General features: G+C 55.6%; 19 protein-coding genes. 2 read left to right on the top strand and 17 right to left on the bottom strand.

All coding sequences use genetic code 11. From position 1 onward, the window contains the following. Positions 1-20: 20 nt before the first annotated feature. From cvpA to pdxB, 8 genes are all read right to left on the bottom strand, one after another. A complete protein-coding gene (gene cvpA, locus C5523_RS08085) occupies positions 21-509 on the bottom strand; it encodes a colicin V production protein (protein ID WP_039079851.1) in 489 nt (162 codons plus the stop codon). 269 nt (positions 510-778) lie between these two features. Further along, positions 779-1465 (bottom strand): cell division protein DedD, encoded by a 687-nt coding sequence (gene dedD / locus C5523_RS08080; protein WP_071196205.1) that lies wholly within the window; start codon positions 1463-1465, stop codon positions 779-781. Further along, a complete protein-coding gene (gene folC / locus C5523_RS08075; RefSeq protein ID WP_108700911.1) occupies positions 1455-2723 on the bottom strand; it encodes a bifunctional tetrahydrofolate synthase/dihydrofolate synthase in 1269 nt (422 codons plus the stop codon). The genes dedD and folC overlap by 11 nt, the downstream gene beginning before the upstream one ends. Before the next feature lie 72 nt (positions 2724-2795). Further along, on the bottom strand, positions 2796-3710 hold the full coding sequence (accD, locus tag C5523_RS08070) for an acetyl-CoA carboxylase, carboxyltransferase subunit beta (protein WP_039079848.1): 915 nt from the start codon (positions 3708-3710) through the stop codon (positions 2796-2798). 103 nt (positions 3711-3813) lie between these two features. Beyond that, the gene (locus tag C5523_RS08065; protein WP_039079847.1) at positions 3814-4473 is read right to left on the bottom strand and encodes a DedA family protein; all 660 of its coding nucleotides are present in this window, start codon (positions 4471-4473) and stop codon (positions 3814-3816) included. 26 nt (positions 4474-4499) lie between these two features. Further along, on the bottom strand, positions 4500-5312 hold the full coding sequence (gene truA, locus C5523_RS08060; protein WP_039079846.1) for a tRNA pseudouridine(38-40) synthase TruA: 813 nt from the start codon (positions 5310-5312) through the stop codon (positions 4500-4502). Continuing rightward, positions 5312-6325, bottom strand: coding sequence for an aspartate-semialdehyde dehydrogenase (locus C5523_RS08055; protein ID WP_071196201.1), 1014 nt, complete (start codon positions 6323-6325; stop codon positions 5312-5314). Before C5523_RS08055 ends, truA begins: the two co-directional genes overlap by 1 nt. 63 nt (positions 6326-6388) lie before the next feature. After that, positions 6389-7525, bottom strand: a complete 1137-nt coding sequence (gene pdxB / locus C5523_RS08050; RefSeq protein ID WP_108700910.1) for a 4-phosphoerythronate dehydrogenase PdxB — start codon at positions 7523-7525, stop codon at positions 6389-6391. Positions 7526-7638: 113 nt separating this feature from the next. Between pdxB and flk the strand changes: the two genes are divergently transcribed. Continuing rightward, positions 7639-8646, top strand: a complete 1008-nt coding sequence (gene flk / locus C5523_RS08045) for a flagella biosynthesis regulator Flk (RefSeq protein ID WP_039079843.1) — start codon at positions 7639-7641, stop codon at positions 8644-8646. Between the two features lie 30 nt (positions 8647-8676). On the opposite strand, the gene C5523_RS08040 is transcribed toward flk, so the two are convergent. The 3 genes from C5523_RS08040 to fabB form a co-directional block, all read right to left on the bottom strand. After that, positions 8677-10107, bottom strand: a complete 1431-nt coding sequence (locus C5523_RS08040; protein WP_108700909.1) for a 6-phospho-beta-glucosidase — start codon at positions 10105-10107, stop codon at positions 8677-8679. A 259-nt stretch (positions 10108-10366) separates the two neighbouring features. Continuing rightward, positions 10367-11548, bottom strand: coding sequence for an MFS transporter (locus C5523_RS08035; protein ID WP_039079841.1), 1182 nt, complete (start codon positions 11546-11548; stop codon positions 10367-10369). 218 nt (positions 11549-11766) lie between these two features. After that, entirely contained in the window at positions 11767-12981 is a 1215-nt protein-coding gene (fabB, locus tag C5523_RS08030; RefSeq protein WP_039079840.1) for a beta-ketoacyl-ACP synthase I, read from the bottom strand. A 159-nt stretch (positions 12982-13140) separates the two neighbouring features. Between fabB and mnmC the strand changes: the two genes are divergently transcribed. Continuing rightward, positions 13141-15141 (top strand): bifunctional tRNA (5-methylaminomethyl-2-thiouridine)(34)-methyltransferase MnmD/FAD-dependent 5-carboxymethylaminomethyl-2-thiouridine(34) oxidoreductase MnmC, encoded by a 2001-nt coding sequence (mnmC, locus tag C5523_RS08025; protein WP_172960883.1) that lies wholly within the window; start codon positions 13141-13143, stop codon positions 15139-15141. Between the two features lie 220 nt (positions 15142-15361). Here the strand turns inward: mnmC and C5523_RS08020 are convergent, their stop codons facing one another. The 6 genes from C5523_RS08020 to prmB are packed head-to-tail and all read right to left on the bottom strand — an operon-like array spanning position 15362 to position 19889. Next, positions 15362-15640: a YfcL family protein gene (locus tag C5523_RS08020; protein WP_039079838.1), complete on the bottom strand. Its 279-nt coding sequence runs from the start codon at positions 15638-15640 to the stop codon at positions 15362-15364. Positions 15641-15653: 13 nt separating this feature from the next. Continuing rightward, the gene (locus tag C5523_RS08015; protein WP_108700907.1) at positions 15654-16202 is read right to left on the bottom strand and encodes an elongation factor P hydroxylase; all 549 of its coding nucleotides are present in this window, start codon (positions 16200-16202) and stop codon (positions 15654-15656) included. Beyond that, complete coding sequence (locus tag C5523_RS08010) at positions 16199-17011, bottom strand: sulfite exporter TauE/SafE family protein (protein WP_071196195.1); 813 nt, start codon at positions 17009-17011, stop codon at positions 16199-16201. The genes C5523_RS08015 and C5523_RS08010 overlap by 4 nt, the downstream gene beginning before the upstream one ends. Then, entirely contained in the window at positions 17011-17832 is an 822-nt protein-coding gene (mepA, locus tag C5523_RS08005) for a penicillin-insensitive murein endopeptidase (RefSeq protein ID WP_071196194.1), read from the bottom strand. Before mepA ends, C5523_RS08010 begins: the two co-directional genes overlap by 1 nt. 3 nt (positions 17833-17835) lie before the next feature. Beyond that, on the bottom strand, positions 17836-18921 hold the full coding sequence (gene aroC / locus C5523_RS08000; protein ID WP_071196193.1) for a chorismate synthase: 1086 nt from the start codon (positions 18919-18921) through the stop codon (positions 17836-17838). Between the two features lie 35 nt (positions 18922-18956). Further along, positions 18957-19889, bottom strand: coding sequence for a 50S ribosomal protein L3 N(5)-glutamine methyltransferase (gene prmB / locus C5523_RS07995; RefSeq protein WP_039079833.1), 933 nt, complete (start codon positions 19887-19889; stop codon positions 18957-18959). Between the last annotated feature and the right edge of the window lie 151 nt (positions 19890-20040).

Raw genomic sequence — 20040 nt, 5'->3', positions numbered from 1 at the left:
TAAGCCACATCTCAGAGCGATTACGCTCTGGGCAAGAAACTTGACGAACTTTGCAGATAGTCAAAGAACCATCTGATGATGAAACTGAATTGCGGGATAAGCTGCGACTTCTGCCAGTCTTCGCTTTTTGACAGGCCCGTAAAGGTATCGAGAAAGAACAGAATGGCGGCGACAATTAGCACCCCGCGTAGCGCGCCAAAACAGATCCCCAACACCCTGTCTGTACCCGACAGGCCGGTTTTCTCCACAAGTTGACCTATCACGTAATTGACGATAGCGCCAACAATCAGCGTCGCGATGAACAGGATGGCGATGGATATCCCATTGCGTACCAGTTCGTCTTCAAAGCCCGTAAACCAGACTGACAGGTAAGTGTAGTAATGACTGGCAACAAAGAAAGCACAACCCCATGTCACCAGTGATAACGCTTCACGAACAAAGCCGCGGATGAGGCTAACCAGACAGGAAAAACCAATCACCGCGATGATGGCGTAATCAATCCAGACCATATATGTCCCACGATTTACGCCCTGTCATCCAGTTCGGGGCGCATTCTAACAGAAAAAGAAAACGTTTGCGTAGGGATTTCCTTCCCGCGCGTAAATAAAAATGGCGCTGAAAAAATATTCAACGCCATCGGATCTTTAGCCTCTTCGGGCGTGTTTTTGAATTCGTATTTATACCCTCACCCCGGCCCTCTCCCTAAAGGGAGAGGGAGCAAACCATCCCCTCGCCCCCTTTGGGGAGAGGGTTAGGGTGAGGGGGAACAAAACGCACGCTAGTTCGCGCTATACCCCATTACCACACCGCTCAAGCCTGACAGTTGCTTAAGCTCCTCAAGCGACCCCTTGAGTTTATCTTTTGATGCATCCGGACCGACCAGGATGCGGGTGATTTTACCCTGTACTGGCGTAGTGGGCGCAGTATAAACGCGATAACCTGCACCGCGCAGTTTACCGACAATTTCATTAACTTTGTCAGCGTTCTTAAGCGCACCCAGTTGTACCACCCAGGCTTTACCCACTGGCGCAGACTTATCCGCCGCGGGCGGCTGATCCGCAGGCGGCGTTGCCGCCACCTGTTCTGCGGGTTTCTGTGGCTGTGGCTTGGGCTTCTCAACCGGTTTTGGCTGTTCAACCTGCTTCGGCGCGACGGGTTGCGTCGTGACATCCGGCGTCGTCGCCCCACTGACAGCCCGCCGGGAGGCATCCAGCGACGGCGCTGCCGCCTCGCCAGCCTGGACCTCTTCCGCTGCCCCTTCCGGCGGCTGAGCCGGGAGCGCCTGCGTGGCCGCTGGCATCATATCCGGCTCATCACGATCGCCGGGTTTGGGTACCAGAGGAATGGCGGCGAACTCATCCTGATAATGCTTTTTTTGCCCGTCCAGCAGCCCGGGCAGAATAATCACCCCGAGCGCAACCAGCACAATGGTTCCCATCAAACGGTTCTGAAACTTACTTGCCACCGGTTCTCCCCGCTTCCATCGCTTCCATGACATGTGCCACCGTATGGAATGAACCACACACCAGCACGGTATCTTCTGCTGTGGCCTCCGCCATCGCTGCCTGCCAGGCCTGCGCAACGTGTTGATACGCCTTCCCTTGCGGTAAGTGCGCCATCAACTGTTCTGCCGTCGCACCGCGTGGCCCCTCCAGAGGGGCACAATACCAGCTATCGACCACAGGCTCCAGACAGGCGAGCGTTCCGGCGATGTCTTTATCATGCAGCATGCCGATGACCGCCAGCACGCGACCGCGCTTAGGCTCTGCCGCCAGCCGCCCGGCAAGGTAAGCCGCCGCATGAGGATTATGCGCCACATCCAGAATAAGACGTGGGTTTTCAGCCACAATCTGAAAGCGACCAGGCAAAATTGCGCTGGCGATACCGTCACGAATAGCCTGCTCGCTCACCGCCAGCCCACTGGCCCGCAGTGCTGCAAGCGCCGTTGCGGCATTTGGCTGCGGTACCTGCGGCAGCGGTAAACCGCTCAACTCACCCTGGCCGTCGCGAAAACGCCACTGGCCCTGCTCTACTTCATACTGCCAGTCTACGCCCCGGCGCATCAGCAGAGCGCCTTTTTCCACAGCCACCTCGCCGATGGTATACGGCATATCGCTTTCGCCGACTACCGCCGGTTTACCGCCCCGGAAGACGCCCGCTTTTTCGCGACCGATACTTTCTCTGTCTGGCCCCAGCCAGTCGGTATGATCAAGCGCAATGCTGGTTACCACGGCAACATCCGCATCGACCATATTGGTGGCGTCAAGACGCCCGCCCAGTCCCACTTCGAGGATAACAACGTCCAGCTTCGCCTGTTTAAACAGCCACAGCGCCGACAGCGTACCGTATTCAAAATAGGTTAATGATGTTTCACCGCGCACCGCTTCAATTTCGGCAAAAGAACGGGTGTGGTCGAGTTCCGTCAGTTCCTCGCCCTGTACGCGGACGCGCTCGGTATAACGGATAAGATGCGGCGAACTGTAGACACCCACACGATATCCGGCCGCCAGGAGAATGGATTCGAGGGTACGGCAAGTCGTGCCTTTACCATTGGTTCCCGCAACGGTAAAGACAAACGGCGCCGGTCGCAAAACATCAAGACGCGCTGCAACCTGGCTTACGCGCTCAAGTCCCAGGTCAATGGTTTTGCTGTGCAGGTTTTCCAGATAAGAAAGCCACGCGGCCAGGGGCGACGTGGCTTGCAAAATGCGATTATTTTCCATGATGCCCGTAGGATGTTTGACGATGTAAAAAGCAAAAGGGCAGCGCCGTGATGGCCCTGCCCTTCGGTATTATCAGGCCTCGGCTTCCTGATCGGGCACCGGGGGCACCACCACGCTTTCACGCGGCGCATCCGGGCTCGGTGCTGGCTGATTGGTCAGCTTCGCCAGGATGCTGGCCAGTTTCAGGCGCATTTCCGGACGACGAACGATCATGTCGATCGCCCCTTTTTCAATCAGGAATTCACTGCGCTGGAATCCCGGCGGCAGTTTTTCACGTACGGTCTGCTCAATAACGCGCGGGCCGGCAAAACCAATGAGCGCTTTCGGCTCGGCAATATTCAGATCGCCCAGCATCGCAAAACTCGCGGAAACGCCGCCCATGGTTGGGTCAGTCAGTACAGAGATATACGGCAGGCCGCGCTCTTGCATCTTCGCCAGCGCTGCGGAGGTTTTCGCCATCTGCATCAGCGACATCAGCGCTTCCTGCATACGTGCACCACCCGAGGCGGAGAAACAGATCAACGGACAGTTGTCTTCCAGCGCCTGCTCAACGGCGCGAACAAAACGCGCACCCACGACAGAGCCCATTGAGCCGCCCATAAAGGCGAATTCAAACGCTGCCGCGACAACCGGCATACCATGCAGCGTGCCTTTCATTACCACCAGCGCATCTTTTTCGCCGGTCTCTTTCTGTGCCGTCGCCAGACGGTCTTTGTATTTTTTGGAGTCACGGAACTTGAGCACGTCTTTCGGCTCGAGTTCGCTACCCAGTTCCACCAGTGAACCTTCGTCCAGCAATGTATGCAGGCGGTTACGCGCAGTCATGCGCATATGGTGGTCACACTTCGGGCAGACCTCAAGGTTACGCTCCAGCTCGGCACGATACAGTACCTGGCCGCAGCTATCGCATTTCGTCCACACGCCCTCAGGGATGCTCGCCTTACGGGTGGGGGTAATATTGCTTTTGATTCGTTCAATCCAGCTCATTGATAACCTTTATACATGAACCTGGTAGCCCATAAATGGGGCACATTAAAACATAACAGTTCGCAACTTGGGATAAAAAAGTGGTCGAACCGCCATAGACATCTTATTTTGCCTGTCGCGCTGCCGCTCGACGGTGGCGAATGATCTCAATCACCCCAGGAAGTATAGACACCACGATGATCGCGACAATCAGTAACTTAAGATTTTCCTGCACCATCGGCAGCGTACCGAAGAAGTAGCCAGCATAAGTAAACAGTAGCACCCATAACAGCGCCCCGATCACGTTGAACGCCGCGAAATGACGGTAGGACATATGCCCCATCCCGGCAACGAAAGGCGCGAACGTCCGCACAATGGGGATAAAGCGGGCAAGAATAATGGTTTTGCCACCGTGTTTCTCATAAAACTGATGGGTTTTATCGAGATAGCTGCGACGGAACACTTTCGAGTTCGGGTTGCTAAATAGCTTGTCGCCGAACAGGCGCCCTATCGTGTAATTCACCGCATCGCCGAGAATGGCCGCAACAAGCATCAGCATCACCATAACGTGAACGTTGATATCGTTCGTGGGCAGTGAGGCCAGCGCGCCCGCGACGAACAGCAGCGAATCCCCCGGTAAAAACGGCGTGACCACAAGCCCGGTTTCGCAGAACAAAATCAGAAACAGGATCGCGTATACCCAGATACCGTATTGCGCGACCAGCTCCGCCAGATGAACATCAATGTGCAGAATGAAATCAATAAGAAAGCGAATTACGTCCATATTGTCTATGCCTTGGTTGATTGCGACTAGTCCGCGAGAAACAGCGGACCCATTGGCGGGCGGGGTAAGTTGAAACGGTCCGGGTAATCGACCGACACCAGATACAACCCTTCTGCTCTCGCCGTTGCTGCCGCCAGCGTTCTGTCCTTAGCCGCCAGTAGCTCTGCTATCCAGCTCTCCGGCTGGTTGTTGGCACCCACTTCCATCAGGCTACCGACAATGTTTCTCACCATATGATGTACAAAGGCATTCGCTTTGATATCCACCACCACATACGCACCATAACGCTGAACGTTAATGTGCATCATGTTGCGCCACGGCGTGCGCGACTGGCACTGTACCGCGCGAAACGAGGTAAAATCATTTTCACCCAGCAGACATTGCGCCGCACGCTGCATGCGCTCCGCATCAAGGGGCAGGTGATAATGCGTCACCCCCTGGTTCAGTACCGCCGGGCGTAAACGATGATTGTAGATAACGTAGCGATAACGACGCGCTGTCGCGCTAAACCGCGCGTGGAAATCATCGGGCACATCTTTCACCCAACGTACCGCGATGTCTCCAGGTAAATTCGCATTTACGCCCAGGGTCCAGGCCGCGTCTTTACGTACCGCGCGAGTCTCAAAATGGACCACCTGCCCTGTGGCATGCACACCGGCATCGGTACGCCCGGCACAAAAAACCGTCACCGGCTCATTGGCGACCTGCGACAACGCTTTTTCCAGTTTTTCCTGCACGCTGCGTACTTCTTGCTGACGCTGCCAGCCGTAATACTTACTGCCGTCGTACTCAATACCGAGCGCAATTTTCAACAGCGGTTGTTCAACAACGTCTGACATTAGTACAGGTACTCCTGTACCAGTTTCTCAGCGATTTTCACCGCCATCAGCGCCCCACCAAAACGTACGTTATCTGCCACCGACCAGAACTGAATCTGTTCAGGCAGGCCATAATCGTTACGTACGCAACTGACAGAGAGATGAGCGCTACCGGAAGCATCGCCAACCTGGGTCGGGAATTCATTCTCTTCGGACAGCACAATATCTTCACCGCGGGCAAACGCATCACGGGCCTCTTCTGCCGCCAGTGGACGCAGCGCTTCGAAGCTGACCATCTGCGCGTGGCCATAAAAGACCGGCGCGCGGACGCAGTTCGCGGATATCATCAGCCCGTCGTCCTGCAGAATTTTACGCACCTGGTCCACCAGACGACGCTCTTCCAGAACCGCACCTTCACGGTCCGGCAGAATAGGCAGCATGTTGAACGCCAGTTGCCGTCCAAAGAAGTCGTCCTCATCGATCGGAATGCCGTTGAGCAACTTCGCACTTTGCCCGGCAAGGGCATCCACCGCCGGTTTGCCCTGCGCCGACACGGAGAGCAGACTGGTCACACCAATACGTGACAGGCCACCTTCGTCGATCAGCGGTTTCAGCGCGATCAGCAACTGGCTGGTCAGGCTATCCGGCACGGCAATGAGATTACGATTGCGGTAATCGGCCAGGACAAACGGGTTCACCTCTGGCACAACCAGCGGCACATCCGGCTCCAGCGCGAACAGACCGCTGGTGTCAATCACCAGACAGCCGGCGTTGGTGGCTTCTTCAATATTCTCAGCCGTCGCCTGAGCGCCGGCGACAAAGAACGCCAGTTGCGCCTGCGTCCAGTCAAATTCCGCAACATCCTGAACGCGTACGGTTTTTCCGCCAAAACGCAGCGTCTCACCGGCGCTTTCATTACGCGCCAGCGCATACAAATCGCCCACCGGGAACTCACGCTCCGCAAGCGTTTCGAGTAAGGCTTCTCCGACAGCGCCTGTCGCGCCCAGTACGGCAATATTCCAGCCTTCAGACATGGTGATTTACTCCAGAAAAAAGCGTACCCGCCGGAGTATCCGGCAGGTAGCATTAAGATGACATTAACGAATTGGGTGATGGACAGCGTTGAAACCCAGCTTTTGCAGCAGTGTAGCCGCCTGGTCGTCATCACACTGCACATACAGCGATGACCATTCCCGACGCTCAAGATAATTTTTACGCAGCTTGTCGAACTCACCCGGGATGCCCGCCACTTTTCGCAGCAGTGCATCGTCGCGGCGCACATCATACACCAAATGAATGAGTCTTTTTAGGATCGACTGATCGAGCGGGCCGTGCAGCGTAATGCGACCGAACTCCGGCGCAGGCAGCAGCGTATCCAGCGCAACCTGCTGACGTTTGCCGATAAAATCGCTAAACGCTTCGAACACCTGTGTTGTGCCACGTGCTTTCCCTTCCAGCGTGTAGCCAGCGATATGCGCAGTACCGATATCCACTTTTGCCAGCAGCGCCACGTCGAGATCCGGCTCCGGTTCCCAGACGTCAAGGATAACGCTCAGCGGCTGATCTGCCTCCAGACGACGCAACAGGGCGGCGTTATCCACCACCGGGCCCCGGCAGGCATTAATCAGAATAGCGCCAGGTTTCAGGCGGCTAATTACCTCTTCATCCGCCAGATGCCAGCTTTTGTACGGCCCGTCTTTAAACAGCGGCGTGTGGAAGGTCAGCACATCAGCTTCGCGCACCAGGGCGTCGAGCGGCAGAAAATCACCCTCATCGCCACGGTCGGCACGCGGCGGATCGCACAGCAATGTGCGAACCCCCCAGGCTTCCAGGCGCGCCTGCAGACGACCGCCGACATTACCCACTCCGACAATCCCGACGGTGCGGTCGCGCAGATCGAAACCGTCACGTTCGGCCAACAGCATCAGGGATGAGAAAACATATTCCACAACCGCAATGGCATTACACCCCGGAGCGGCAGAAAAACCGATCCCCGCCTGCTGCAACCATTGCTCGTCAACGTGATCGGTACCCGCCGTTGCCGTACCCACGAATTTAATCGGCGTACCGCTGAGCAGCGCTTCATTCACCTTCGTCACGGAACGCACCATCAGCGCATCCGCATCCGCCAATTCCGCAGCCGGAATGGGACGACCAGGCACAGCTTTTACCTCACCCAGACGACGGAACAAATCGCCGGCGTAGGGCATATTTTCATCAACAAGGATTTTCACGTTACAGTACCGGTTAGAGAACGGGAGTTAAGCTTTTAAGTGTGCCATAATCTCGCTGCCAGGCATACCTGCAATGCCGCTACACGACGTGCGAGACCCAGAGGATTTCCATGATGCAACCCATTCAGGGCACCCCCGCGCGCCCTCCGGGGCAAGACCCTACGCCCCCTACTTTGGCCGCCGGAGAGCAGCCGTTATCGACAATCCAGCGCACTGTGCTGGAGCGGTTGATTATTCGCCTGGTGGCGCTCACGCAACAGCAGAGCGCCGAAGTCTGGGCCGGGGTTAAACATGATTTGGGTTTGAAGAATGACGCGCCGCTGCTGTCACGCCATTTCCCGGCGGCAGAGCAGAATCTCAACCAGCGTCTGGATACCGCCACGCAGAATCACACCACCCGCCAGGTTATCTCGCAACTGACGGAATTGCTCGGTCAGGGTAATAACCGCCAGGCGGTTAGCGACTTTATTCGCCAGCAGTTTGGTCAGACGGCGCTGAGCCAGCTTACGCCAGAGCAGCTTAAAACGGTGCTGACGCTGCTGCAGAACAACCAGATTTCGGTACCTCAGCCCTTGCAACGCCCGGCGACAGACCGCCCGCTGTTGCCTGCTGAGCACAATTCGCTCAACCAGGCGGTGACCAAACTGGCCGCTGCGACGGGTGAATCCGGTAAATTGATTTGGCAATCTATGATGGAATTATCCGGCGTGAAAACCGGAGAGCTCATCCCGGCAAAACATTTTACCCACTTAATGACCTGGCTGCAGGCGCGTCAGACATTAAGCACCCAGACTTCCCCGACACTGCAAAGCGTGCAAACCGCGCTTAAGCAGCCGCTGGATAATGTTGAGTGGCAAACTATCACCGATTATGCCCGTCAGAACTGGCAGGCCACACCGCAGACAGTACTGACAACGGCGCAAGTGCAGGACATTCTCAATCAGGTTTTTTTACATCGCGCAGAACGAACTTCGGGTGTGCTGGAAGCACGAAATATTCAGCCGATCTACAGCCCGCTTTTCGCGCCGATCATCGAAAGCGTCAAAAACCTCTCAACCCGGCCTGGTCTGTTCCTGGTCGCGTTGCTTATTGCCTTCGCTCTTATCTGGCTGGTTATCTAAAAAAATCCCCTCCGCTGGAGGGGATCGTCGTTAAAGGTTTTCGCCGTTACTTTTAATTGTCTGCTGGTACCACCAGAACGATTTCTTACGGCTGCGTTCAAGTGTCCCGTTGCCTTCGTTATCTTTATCGACATAGATAAAGCCGTAGCGTTTTTTCATTTCGCCCGTACCCGCAGAAACCAGGTCAATACAGCCCCACGGGGTGTAACCCATCAGATCCACGCCATCTTCCACCACCGCCTTTTTCATTTCGCGCAGGTGGCTTTGCAGGTATTCGATGCGGTACTGATCGTTTACCGAGCCGTCACTTTCTTTCTGATCGATAGCGCCGAAGCCGTTCTCCACGATAAACAGCGGCAGTTGATAAAGATCGTAAAAATAGTTCAGTGAATAACGCAGCCCCACCGGATCGATCTGCCATCCCCAGTCCGATGCTTTCACATACGGGTTTTTCACCAGACTCTTCGTTTCGTCATAGTCCAGTTGCGGGTTATCCGCAGTGGCTTTGGTGGCAAACGACATGTAATAGCTAAAGCCGATATAATCCACACAGCCCCGTTTCAGGATGTGCAAATCTTCGTCGGTAATATCAAGCCTAAAGCCTTTACGGGCGAAGTAATTTAGCAGATGGCGCGGGTAATAACCGCGAACGTGCACATCGGTAAACCAGTAACGGCGGTGCATCGCCGAGACGGACATCATCATGTCGTCCGGGTTACAGGTGAGCGGATAGACCGGACACATGGCAATCATGCAGCCAATCTGGAAATCAGGGTTAATCGCATGCCCGGCTTCCACCGCCAGCGCACTGGCGACAAGCTCATAGTGCGCCGCCTGGTACATTACCGGCTCACGATCCTCACCTTCTTTGTATTTAAGGCCCGAGTTGGTAAACGGCGCGAAATCTTCGTGATAATTGGCCTGGTTGTTGATTTCGTTAAACGTCATCCAGTATTTCACTTTGCCTTTGTAGCGGGTAAATACCGTTTTGGCGAAGCGCACAAAGAAATCAATAAGCTTGCGGTTACGCCAGCCACCGTATTCAGTGACCAGGTAATAAGGCATTTCGAAATGCGAGAGGGTAATGACCGGTTCAATATTGTATTTCAGACATTCATCGAAGAGATCGTCATAAAACTGCAGGCCGGCTTCATTTGGTTCTAATTCATCACCTTTCGGGAAAATACGCGTCCAGGCAATTGACGTACGGAAACATTTAAACCCCATTTCCGCAAAGAGTTTGATGTCATCTTTATAGCGGTGATAAAAGTCGATGGCATCATGGTTTGGGTAGTTTTTTCCCGGCAAGACGCCATCGGTAATTTCGCGTGGAACGCCGTGCGCCCCGGCGGTCATCACATCAGCGACACTGACGCCTTTACCGCCTTCCTGCCAGCCGCCTTCAAGCTGATGCGCCGCCACCGCGCCACCCCACAGAAAATCTGCTTTAAACCCAGGCATACGTCTCTCCTTTCTCTAAAAAGTAGTAAAAGAATAACTTACGTACGAAGATAGCCTGACTATAGCAGCAATATAACTGCCTGAGAATATTGCATAAAATTATATGAATGGAATATGTTACACCAATAAAACAATATGTTTTTTCTGTGGTCTGGCGCGTATTTTTAATTATTTCCTGACAACAAAAATAGTGTTCAGGATTATGAGAGGTTGCGCTTTTATTATTTCCGGCCCTCATCATGAAGACCGGAAAAGACGATTATTTTCGAAATGAAATCAGCGTCACCACAATGCCAGTTACCGCCGCAATTGCTGCGGCCAGGAATACCGACGGGTAACCCAGCGAGGTCGCCAGCAGGCCGGTAAGTGGCCCGCTGATACCGTTCGCGATGTCCTGAAATGCCGCATACCCGCCCAGTGCAGTACCGCGAACCTGCGGGGCAACGCGTTTCACCACTTCAACGCCCAACGCCGGGAAAATCAACGAACAGCCACAGCCGGTCAATGCCGCACCTGCCATCGCCACCCAGGCGTTCGGCGCCTGCCAGAGCAACAACAAGCCCACCGTTTCCACCATCAACGAAACAGTTGCCACCCGCACGCCGCCAAAGCGATCCGGCATCCAGCCAAACAGCAGACGCATCAGAACAAAAGCACCGCCAAATGCCGTCAGCGTAAACCCGGCCATTGCCCAGCCGTTACTGGCAAAGTAAAGCGAAACGAAGGTACCGATAACCGCGAAACCTACACCCTGTAGCGCAAGGCCAAGGCCCGGCTGCCAGATTTGACCGACCACGCCCCACAGGGAGGGACGTTCCCCCGAATGAGCAGGCGTTTTCTGTACGCCGCCATTAAATGCCCACGCCAGCAGTGGTAAAACCATCGTGATCGCCGCCAGGGTGGCAAAACCAAAACGACTGTGAATGAGCAGACCGAGCGGCGCGCCGACGGCCAGCGCACCGTAAATTGCCATACCGTTCCAGGACATCACTTTGCCCGAGCGTTTAGGCCCCACCAGCCCCATCCCCCAGGCGAGTGTTCCTGTGAGCAACTGGCTTTCACCAAAGCCCAGAATTAAACGTCCGACAATCAGCAAGCCGAATTTTGCCAGTGCGCTTACCGGTAGCCAGGCCGCCAGCAACCAGGCGACGCCAGCCAGCCCGCAGGCCAACATCCCCTGCAGCGCCGAGCGCTTTGCGCCAAACTGATCGGCCAGACGCCCGGCATAGCCTCGCGTCAGGACGGTCGCCAGAAACTGGATACCGACGGCGATGCCCACCATGGTATTGCCGTAACCGAGTTCGTTATGCACAAAGAGCGGGATGACGGGCAACGGTAACCCGATGGTCATATAGGTCAAAAAAACGGCAATCACCAGCCGCAGCAACGCATTCGTGCCCGTGCCGGATGAGGAAGAAAGTGTTTGAGTCTCTACAGACATGCATTACTCCGTACCGCAGAGTAAGGCGAGGAAAAAAAGCCACGCCCCCTCCACCTGATGTTCAGGATTAAGGTGCGTTGGATAACGTTAAACGCTTACGCATTATCAGGGGGATAATGTTGCGGGTGAAGTTTGCCTGCCCATGCAGCGGCTTGTCAATGCATAAAAAACCGCATAAAAAAGGGAGCTCGTTGGCTCCCTTTTCGAAATTCAAAGGCTTACTTGAGCTTACGCATCACCAGCGTGGCGTTAGTACCGCCGAAACCGAAGCTGTTGGACATGACGGTATTCAGCGTCGCGTCAGTCGGTTTGGTGACGATGTTCAGGCCAGCAGCCTGCTCATCCATCTCGTCGATATTGATGCTCGGGGCGATAAAGCCGTGCTCCAGCATCAGCAGTGAGTAGATTGCTTCCTGCACGCCAGCCGCACCCAGAGAGTGACCGGTCATGGCTTTGGTCGCAGAGATAGCCGGGCTGTTGTCGCCGAACACTTCGCGAATCGCACCCAGTTCTTTCACATCACCGACCGGTGTAGACGTACCGTGGGAGTTCAGGTAGTCGATCGGGGTATCAACACCGTGCATTGCCATCTTCATGCAGCGCACTGCGCCTTCACCTGACGGCGCAACCATGTCAGCGCCATCAGACGTTGCGCCATAGCCCACGATTTCAGCATAGATGTGCGCGCCACGTGCCAGCGCATGTTCCAGTTCTTCAACCACAACCATACCGCCGCCGCCTGCGATGATGAAGCCATCACGGTGGGCGTCATAGGTACGGGACGCTTTTTCCGGGGTTTCGTTGTATTTGGTCGACAACGCGCCCATGGCGTCGAACTCACAGGCCATTTCCCAGCCCAGCTCTTCGCCGCCGCCAGCAAAAACGATGTCCTGTTTGCCCAGTTGGATCTGCTCAACCGCGTTACCGATGCAGTGCGCGGAAGTGGCACAGGCGGAGCTGATGGAGTAGTTCACACCGTGAATTTTAAACGGCGTTGCAAGGCACGCGGAAACCGCAGAGCCCATTGCTTTGGTCACGACATACGGTCCCACTGCTTTCAGGCCGCGCGGGCTACGCATTGCGTCCGCACCGAAGACCTGCGCTTTTGAAGAGCCGCCGGAACCGGCAATCAGGCCAACACGCGGGTTGTTCTGATACACCTCTGCGCTCAGGCCAGCATCCGCAATGGCTTCTTGCATGGAAAGAAAAGCATAGATAGAGGCATCGTTCATGAAACGAACCACTTTACGGTCAATCAAACCGGTTGTATCCAGTTTGACGTTACCCCATACGTGGCTGCGCATTCCGGAATCTTTGAATTCCTGAGAGAAAGTGATCCCTGAGCGTCCTTCACGCAGAGAGGCCAGGACTTCCTGCTGGTTATTACCGATGCTGGAAACGATGCCCAGGCCAGTAATCACTGCACGTTTCATTCAATACCCCTGTAAGTCGCACTAATTTAAGTTTTCGTGTCGCAAGATAGCGTACAGTTGTACGCCGAACAAGTCCGATCAGACAATTAATGGGTAAATTTGCGCCCTGGGGCGCACATCGTTAAGATCATGGCACTGCCTGTCCGACGAGTAACTTACGTGAAACAAACCGCTATACAATCTGCCAACCTCGAATTCAACGCTGAGGGTACACCTGTTTCCCGAGATTTTGATGACGTCTATTTCTCTAACGATAACGGACTCGAAGAGACCCGTTATGTTTTCCTTGGCGGCAACGGTATACCAGAGCGTTTCGTCGGACATCCCCGCCCGCTGTTTGTCGTCGCGGAAAGCGGCTTTGGTACGGGTCTCAATTTCCTGACCCTGTGGCAGGCGTTCGATGCCTTTCGCCGCGCCAGTCCGCAGGCTACCCTGGAAAGATTACATTTCATCAGTTTCGAAAAATTCCCCTTAACGAAAGACGATCTGCGTCTGGCGCACCAGCACTGGCCGGAACTGGCCCCCTGGGCAGAGCAGTTACAGCAGCAGTGGCCGCTGCCCTTTGCCGGTTGCCATCGCCTGTTACTGGACGGTGGCCGCGTGACGCTGGATGTCTGGTTTGGCGATATCAATGAACTGACCGAAACCTTAGATGATTCACTACAACAGCAGGTTGATGCCTGGTTTCTCGACGGTTTTGCGCCGGCGAAAAACCCGGACATGTGGACACAGGGCCTGTTTAACGCAATGGCGAGACTGGCGCATCCCGGTGCGACGCTGGCCACTTTCACCTCTGCTGGTTTCGTTCGTCGTGGGTTGCAGGACGCAGGCTTCACCATGCGCAAAAGCAAAGGGTTCGGCCGCAAGCGGGAAATGCTCACCGGGGTAATGGAAAGCACCGCCCTGCGCGTGCTGCGTGCGCCGTGGTTTGCCCGCACTGGCACGGAAAAACGCGCTGCTGCGATTGTCGGCGGCGGTATCGCCAGTGCGCTGCTATCGCTGGCCTTGTTGCGTCGCGGCTGGCAGGTGACGCTCTACTGCGCCGATGGCGAACCGGCACAGGGGGCATCCGGCAATCGGCAAGGCGCGCTGTATCCGCTGCTCAGTGCACATGACCCGGCGCTGGCCCACTTTTTCCCCGCCGCGTTTACCTTCGCCCGTCGACTGTATGACGCCCTGCCCGTCCATTTCGATCATGACTGGTGCGGGGTCACCCAACTGGGGTACGACGAGAAAAGTCAGCAAAAAATTAGCCAGATGCTGACGCTGGGCCTGCCGGATGCCATTGCCCATGCGGTCAGCGCCGAAGCGGTCGCGCAAAGGGCGGGTGTAGAGGCCGGATGCGGCGGTATTCATTATCCGGCTGGCGGCTGGCTGTGTCCGGCACAATTGACGGCGGCGGCGTTGGCATTAGCACAGCGTCAGGGATTATGCGTGCACTTCGACCACCCGGTGACAAGCCTGATTCAGCAGGATGGCGAATGGCGGCTGGAGTTTGCCGATGGCAGCCAGCGCGCTCACGCCTGCGTCGTGCTGGCGAACGGGCACCGCATCAGCCATTTCGCCCAGACCGAAAAGCTGCCGGTTTACCCGGTTGGCGGGCAGGTCAGCCATATCCCCACGACGGAGAAACTGGGCGAACTGCGTCAGGTACTCTGCTATGACGGTTATCTGACACCACAAAACCCGCACAATCAGCATCACTGTATTGGCGCAAGCTACCACCGTGGGCAGGAGGAGACGGCCTACAGCGAGGAGGATCAGCAGCAAAACCGCCAGCGTTTGTTGAACTGCTTCCCACAGGCACTGTGGGCGAAAGACGTTGATGTCAGCGGCGGTGAAGCGCGCTGCGGTGTGCGCTGTGCAACCCGGGATCATTTGCCGTTAGTGGGTAATGTGGCGGATTACGCCGCGACACTGAATGCGTATGCTCATCTTGCAGAAGAGAGAACGGATGCGGTGAGCGCACCGGTTTATGACGGGTTGTTTATGCTTGGCGCGCTCGGTTCACGCGGATTATGCAGTGCGCCGCTGGCGGCGGAGATTCTGGCCTCGCAGATGAGTGAGGAGCCATTGCCGCTGGATGGTGACACGCTGGCCGCGCTGAATCCTAATCGTCTGTGGGTGAGAAAATTGTTGAAGGGGAAACAGGTTAAGTGAGTGCAGGCTGATGCCCTCTCCCACGGGGAGAGGGAGAAAAACCTGCGCGATCTGTCTCCTCTACCTTGAGGAGTGAGGAATTCCCACAAAAATGCGAGCACGAACGGTCCCCTCTCCTCTTTGGGGAGAGGGTTAGGGTGAGGGGGAAACCCGCGCACCCATGCTACACCGGGAATATTCCCCGCTGGCGCTACGCTTAGCGGGCTACAAGCAAGCTCGATTACTGTGCCTGCGCCTTCTGGAACAGCGTGTCCCACATCCCCATCACCAGCGCCTGATCCGGCGGAGACAACTCACCCGCCTGAATGGCTTTTTCCAGGCTCGCCGACACCCGGGCATGCAGCGCTGCGGATGAATGATCCTCCCCCGCTTCCAGTTCCGCTACCGCCAGCGTCAGATGCCCACGCAGATAACCGCCAGCAAACAGCTCATCGTCACTGGCGTGCTCTACCATGTCATCAATTAACGCCAGAATGCGCGATTCAAATTCTGCGATCATCTTCTTTCCTCAGTTATAAATCTTCCGGCCAGGGGAAGTGTTCCGCCTTTAGCTCAGGCGTGTGGTAGTAATCTTGCAGCGCCTTAATAAAACGCGCCGGACGTTCCGGGATCCCTTTGTCGAGATATTCCATTACCTGCGCATGCACGCGGCGCTGGAATACAACGCGATCCGGTTCAAAATCCCCTTCCAGGTTGTCACAACTGACGTTAAACGGATAACCCGCCGCCACGCAGAACAACCAGTCAAAAGCCTGCGGTTTAACCTCTACGTCTTCAAATTGACACTGGGTCGCCGCATCACGACCATCCGGGCAATACCAGTAACCAAAATCCACCAGCTCGCGACGGGCTTTCCCGGCGATACACCAGTGGGAGATCTCATGCAACGCGCTGGCATAGAACCCGTGAGCGAAGACGATCCGGTTATAAGGCACGTCTTCATTAGCAGGAAGATAGATCGGTTCGTCGTCGCCTTTAATCAGACGGGTATTAAAATCGTCGGCAAAGCAGCCGTCAAAAAGGGTAATTAATTGTTCGTAGTGATGTGTTGTGGTGTTCATGCACTCACCCCCAGAAATTGGAGGATCTCCTGCCCATGGCTGTCATAAAGTAATTTTGCGCTCATTACTGCCGAGACGATAACAATCATCGGACGAATGAGTTTTTGCCCTTTGCTGAGCACCAGACGTGAGCCCATACGCGCCCCCAGGAACTGGCCCGCCAGCATCACAAAGCCCGTTGCCCAGATCACCTTGCCGCCAATGATAAACAGCAACAGCCCGCCGATATTAGAGGTGGCATTAAGCACCTTGGCGTGCGCGGTAGATTTGGCGAGGTTAAAACCGGCCAGCGTGACAAACGCCAGCGCATAAAATGACCCGGCACCGGGGCCAAAAAAGCCGTCATAGAACCCCACACAGCCGCCCGCAACCAGCGCGAAAGGCAGGCCATGCAGCCGACGCTGGCGATCCTCTTCACCCAGTTTTGGCATCAACAAAAAGTAGAGACCAATACAGATGATAAGAACCGGCAAAATCTGGCGCAAAATATCAGACTGAACATGCTGAACCAGCAGCGCACCCGACGTTGAACCAATAAAGGTCATCAGAATATTGAGTTTCTGATCGGCAAGACTCACCACTTTACGGCGCAGAAAATAGAGCGTGGAAGAGATGGAGCCACCGCAGGCCTGCAGTTTATTGGTGGCCAGCGCCTGCGCCGGGGTCATCCCGGCGGCCAGCAATGCAGGTACGGTCAGTAAACCGCCGCCACCGGCTAACGCATCAATGAATCCCGCCAGCGTGGCGACCACAAAAAGCACCACCAGAAGCAGTGGCGACACCATAAATATCTCTTGAAATGCATCCATTACAATACGTGCTCATCCAGTAATGCCTGACAGGAAGCAGGCAGCGGCGGTGGTGTCGTCTTCTCAGGAGTCGTAGAAGGTTTGGCCGGTTTGAACCAGCTTTGCAATTCCGCGCCACAGCCGTCGCCATCCGGCGGCAAAGGCTGATCCTGGCACTCAAGGCTATCTGCCGGGCAGCGCAAACGGACATGCATATGCGCGCGATGCTGGAACCAGGGACGCACTTTCCGCAGCCAGTCGCGGTCTGTACCGGCGTCCAGGCATAATTGCTGCTTAATGGCCGGGTTGACGAAAATGCGCGTGACGTCGTTATCCTTCGCCGCCAGCTTAATCAGGCTGGTAATTTCAGGTTTCCATAATGACGACACCACCTGCTTGCCATCGCTGGAAACCAAATCCAGCGCCTGCGGTTTTAACAATTGCGCTGAGCTCCAGCGTGCTTTCGGCAGTTGCAGGAAAATGTCCACATCCAGCCCCGTCTGGTGGCTGGCGTGACCGCCGTTAAAGCGCCCGCCGGCTGGCATACCCATATCCCCCACCAGCACCGTCCCCAGCCCCAGGTTATGCACCTGATTACCCAGACGCTGAATAAACAGAATCAGGTCCGGATGACCAAAGTAGCGTCGCTGATCGGTACGCATGACCTGGTAGGTGTCGGATTGCAGCGGCAGTTCATGCGCGCCAACAATACAGCCATTCGAGAAAGCACCAATAGATTGCGGTGTGCCCGCAACCGGATGGGTAATTTTCTGCCAGGGCGTTGCCGCCTGGCAGGTCAGCGTTGCGCAAAACGCCAGGAGCGCAATTGCAATTCGTTTCATTGTTTACCAGCGAGGAATAGTGGTCGTCACATCGCCATTCTGCGCGCGCTGACGCATAAAATGGTCCATCAGCACAATGGCCAGCATCGCTTCGGCGATCGGCACCGCGCGAATACCGACACACGGGTCGTGACGCCCTTTGGTAATCATCTCAACTTCTTCGCCAAAGCGATTAATCGTGCGTCCCGAAACGGTAATGCTTGAGGTCGGTTTCAGCGCGATATGGGTAACGATTTGCTGCCCACTGCTGATACCGCCCAGAATGCCGCCCGCGTGGTTGCTCTGAAAACCGTCTTTCGTAATTTCATCGCGATTCTGGCTGCCGCGCAGGTTGATCACACCAAAGCCGTCGCCAATCTCCACGCCTTTAACCGCGTTGATGCTCATCATCGCATGGGCGATATCGGCATCCAGACGATCAAAGACCGGCTCGCCGAGGCCCGCCGGAACACCGTCCGCCACAACGGTAACTTTCGCACCGATGGAGTCGCCCTCTTTTTTGAGCCCACGCATCAGTTCGTCCAGCGCGTCGATTTTGTCCGGGTCGGGGCAGAAAAACGGATTTTGTTCGACCTGATCCCAGTCTTTCATCGCCAGTGGAATGTCGCCCATCTGGGTCAGACAACCACGGATCACGATGCCGAATTTGTGGGCGAGGAATTTCTTGGCAATCGCCCCTGCCGCTACACGCATTGCGGTTTCACGCGCCGAGGAGCGGCCACCGCCACGATAGTCGCGCAGGCCATATTTTTGCTCGTAGGTGTAATCAGCGTGGCCCGGACGGAAGACGTCTTTGATTGCGCTGTAATCCTGAGAGCGCTGATCGGTATTTTCAATCAGCAGGCCGATGCTGGTGCCGGTGGTCACACCCTCAAACACGCCGGAGAGAATTTTCACCTGATCCGGTTCGCGGCGTTGGGTGGTATAGCGCGAGGTGCCGGGGCGGCGTCGGTCCAGGTCATGCTGGAGGTCGGCTTCGGTCAGTGGAATGCCCGGCGGTACGCCATCGACGATGCAGCCCAGCGCAATGCCGTGCGATTCGCCGAAGGTCGTTACGCGAAAGAGTTGTCCAATAGTGTTTCCTGCCATTACGGCTCCGTTGTCGTCGTTATGTTGTTAGCGTTTTAATCTTTATAGATGCTGAAATGTTCCTGCGCGGCCAGCAACTGCGCTTTGGTCAGCATGAAGACACCGTCACCGCCATTATCAAATTCAAGCCAGGTGAACGGTACATCCGGATATTGTTCCATCAGATGTACCATGCTGTTGCCCACTTCACAAATCAGCACACCATTGTCGGTGAGGTAATCTGGGGCGCAGGCCAGAATGCGACGCGTCAGTTTCAGGCCATCGCTACCAGACGCCAGCCCAAGCTCCGGCTCATGGCGATACTCTGATGGCAGATCAGACATATCCTCTTCATCAACGTACGGCGGGTTGGTCACAATCAGGTCGTACTGCACTTTTGGCAAGTCGCGGAAGAGGTCGGAACGAATCGGCGTGACGTGATGAATCAGGCCGTGATCTTCAATGTTGTGTTCTGTTACCGCCAGCGCATCCGGGGAGATGTCTACCGCGTCCACTTCCGCTTCCGGGAAGGCGTAAGCGCAGGCAATGGCGATACAGCCGCTACCGGTACACATATCCAGAATGTGCTGCGGCTGTGCGTCGATAAGCCCGGCGAAGTGGTTATTGATCAACTCGCCAATCGGTGAACGCGGCACCAGCACGCGTTCATCAACGTAAAACTCGTGGCCGCAGAACCAGGCTTTATTGGTGAGGTAGGCAACCGGGATACGTTCATTAACGCGACGAATGACTCGCTCAACGATACGGTGACGCTCGCTGGAGGTCAGCCGCGCATTGCGCATCTCTTCCGGGATATCCAGCGGCAGGTAAAGGGTAGGCAACACCAGTTGTACGGCTTCATCCCACGGGTTATCGGTGCCGTGGCCGTACCAGATGTTTGCCGCGCTAAATCGGCTTACCGACCAGCGCAACATGTCCTGAATGGTATGCAGTTCACTTACTGCCTCATCAACGAAAATTTTATCCATCTTATCCTCCAGGACACGCTCGCAAGAAATTCGGCGGCTAGTTTGCCATGAAGACGGCGATAAATCAGCATTGTCGCTTCGCGTCGCGGCCTAAAAATGCATTTTGCTGAACAGCAGGGAGCGAGTCGGGTACACTAAAAGAAATAAAAGA

Origin of the sequence: Phytobacter sp. SCO41, from assembly GCF_003073275.1 — a bacterium.
In the GTDB taxonomy this organism is placed as follows: Bacteria; Pseudomonadota; Gammaproteobacteria; order Enterobacterales; family Enterobacteriaceae; genus Phytobacter; species Phytobacter diazotrophicus.
This window is presented reverse-complemented; position numbering and strand designations above follow the sequence as displayed.

What these genes read in the sequence shown, in the direction of transcription:
- cvpA (WP_039079851.1), bottom strand. Translation starts at nt 509, where the DNA reads ATGGTCTGGATTGATTACGCCATCATCGCGGTGATTGGTTTTTCCTGT.
- fabB (WP_039079840.1), bottom strand. Translation starts at nt 12,981, where the DNA reads ATGAAACGTGCAGTGATTACTGGCCTGGGCATCGTTTCCAGCATCGGT.
- C5523_RS08055 (WP_071196201.1), bottom strand. Translation starts at nt 6,325, where the DNA reads ATGTCTGAAGGCTGGAATATTGCCGTACTGGGCGCGACAGGCGCTGTC.
- mepA (WP_071196194.1), bottom strand. Translation starts at nt 17,832, where the DNA reads ATGAAACGAATTGCAATTGCGCTCCTGGCGTTTTGCGCAACGCTGACC.
- C5523_RS08020 (WP_039079838.1), bottom strand. Translation starts at nt 15,640, where the DNA reads ATGATCGCAGAATTTGAATCGCGCATTCTGGCGTTAATTGATGACATG.
- C5523_RS08010 (WP_071196195.1), bottom strand. Translation starts at nt 17,011, where the DNA reads ATGGATGCATTTCAAGAGATATTTATGGTGTCGCCACTGCTTCTGGTG.
- C5523_RS08035 (WP_039079841.1), bottom strand. Translation starts at nt 11,548, where the DNA reads ATGTCTGTAGAGACTCAAACACTTTCTTCCTCATCCGGCACGGGCACG.
- folC (WP_108700911.1), bottom strand. Translation starts at nt 2,723, where the DNA reads ATGGAAAATAATCGCATTTTGCAAGCCACGTCGCCCCTGGCCGCGTGG.
- flk (WP_039079843.1), top strand. Translation starts at nt 7,639, where the DNA reads ATGCAACCCATTCAGGGCACCCCCGCGCGCCCTCCGGGGCAAGACCCT.
- C5523_RS08040 (WP_108700909.1), bottom strand. Translation starts at nt 10,107, where the DNA reads ATGCCTGGGTTTAAAGCAGATTTTCTGTGGGGTGGCGCGGTGGCGGCG.
- truA (WP_039079846.1), bottom strand. Translation starts at nt 5,312, where the DNA reads ATGTCAGACGTTGTTGAACAACCGCTGTTGAAAATTGCGCTCGGTATT.
- aroC (WP_071196193.1), bottom strand. Translation starts at nt 18,921, where the DNA reads ATGGCAGGAAACACTATTGGACAACTCTTTCGCGTAACGACCTTCGGC.
- accD (WP_039079848.1), bottom strand. Translation starts at nt 3,710, where the DNA reads ATGAGCTGGATTGAACGAATCAAAAGCAATATTACCCCCACCCGTAAG.
- C5523_RS08015 (WP_108700907.1), bottom strand. Translation starts at nt 16,202, where the DNA reads ATGAACACCACAACACATCACTACGAACAATTAATTACCCTTTTTGAC.
- prmB (WP_039079833.1), bottom strand. Translation starts at nt 19,889, where the DNA reads ATGGATAAAATTTTCGTTGATGAGGCAGTAAGTGAACTGCATACCATT.
- C5523_RS08065 (WP_039079847.1), bottom strand. Translation starts at nt 4,473, where the DNA reads ATGGACGTAATTCGCTTTCTTATTGATTTCATTCTGCACATTGATGTT.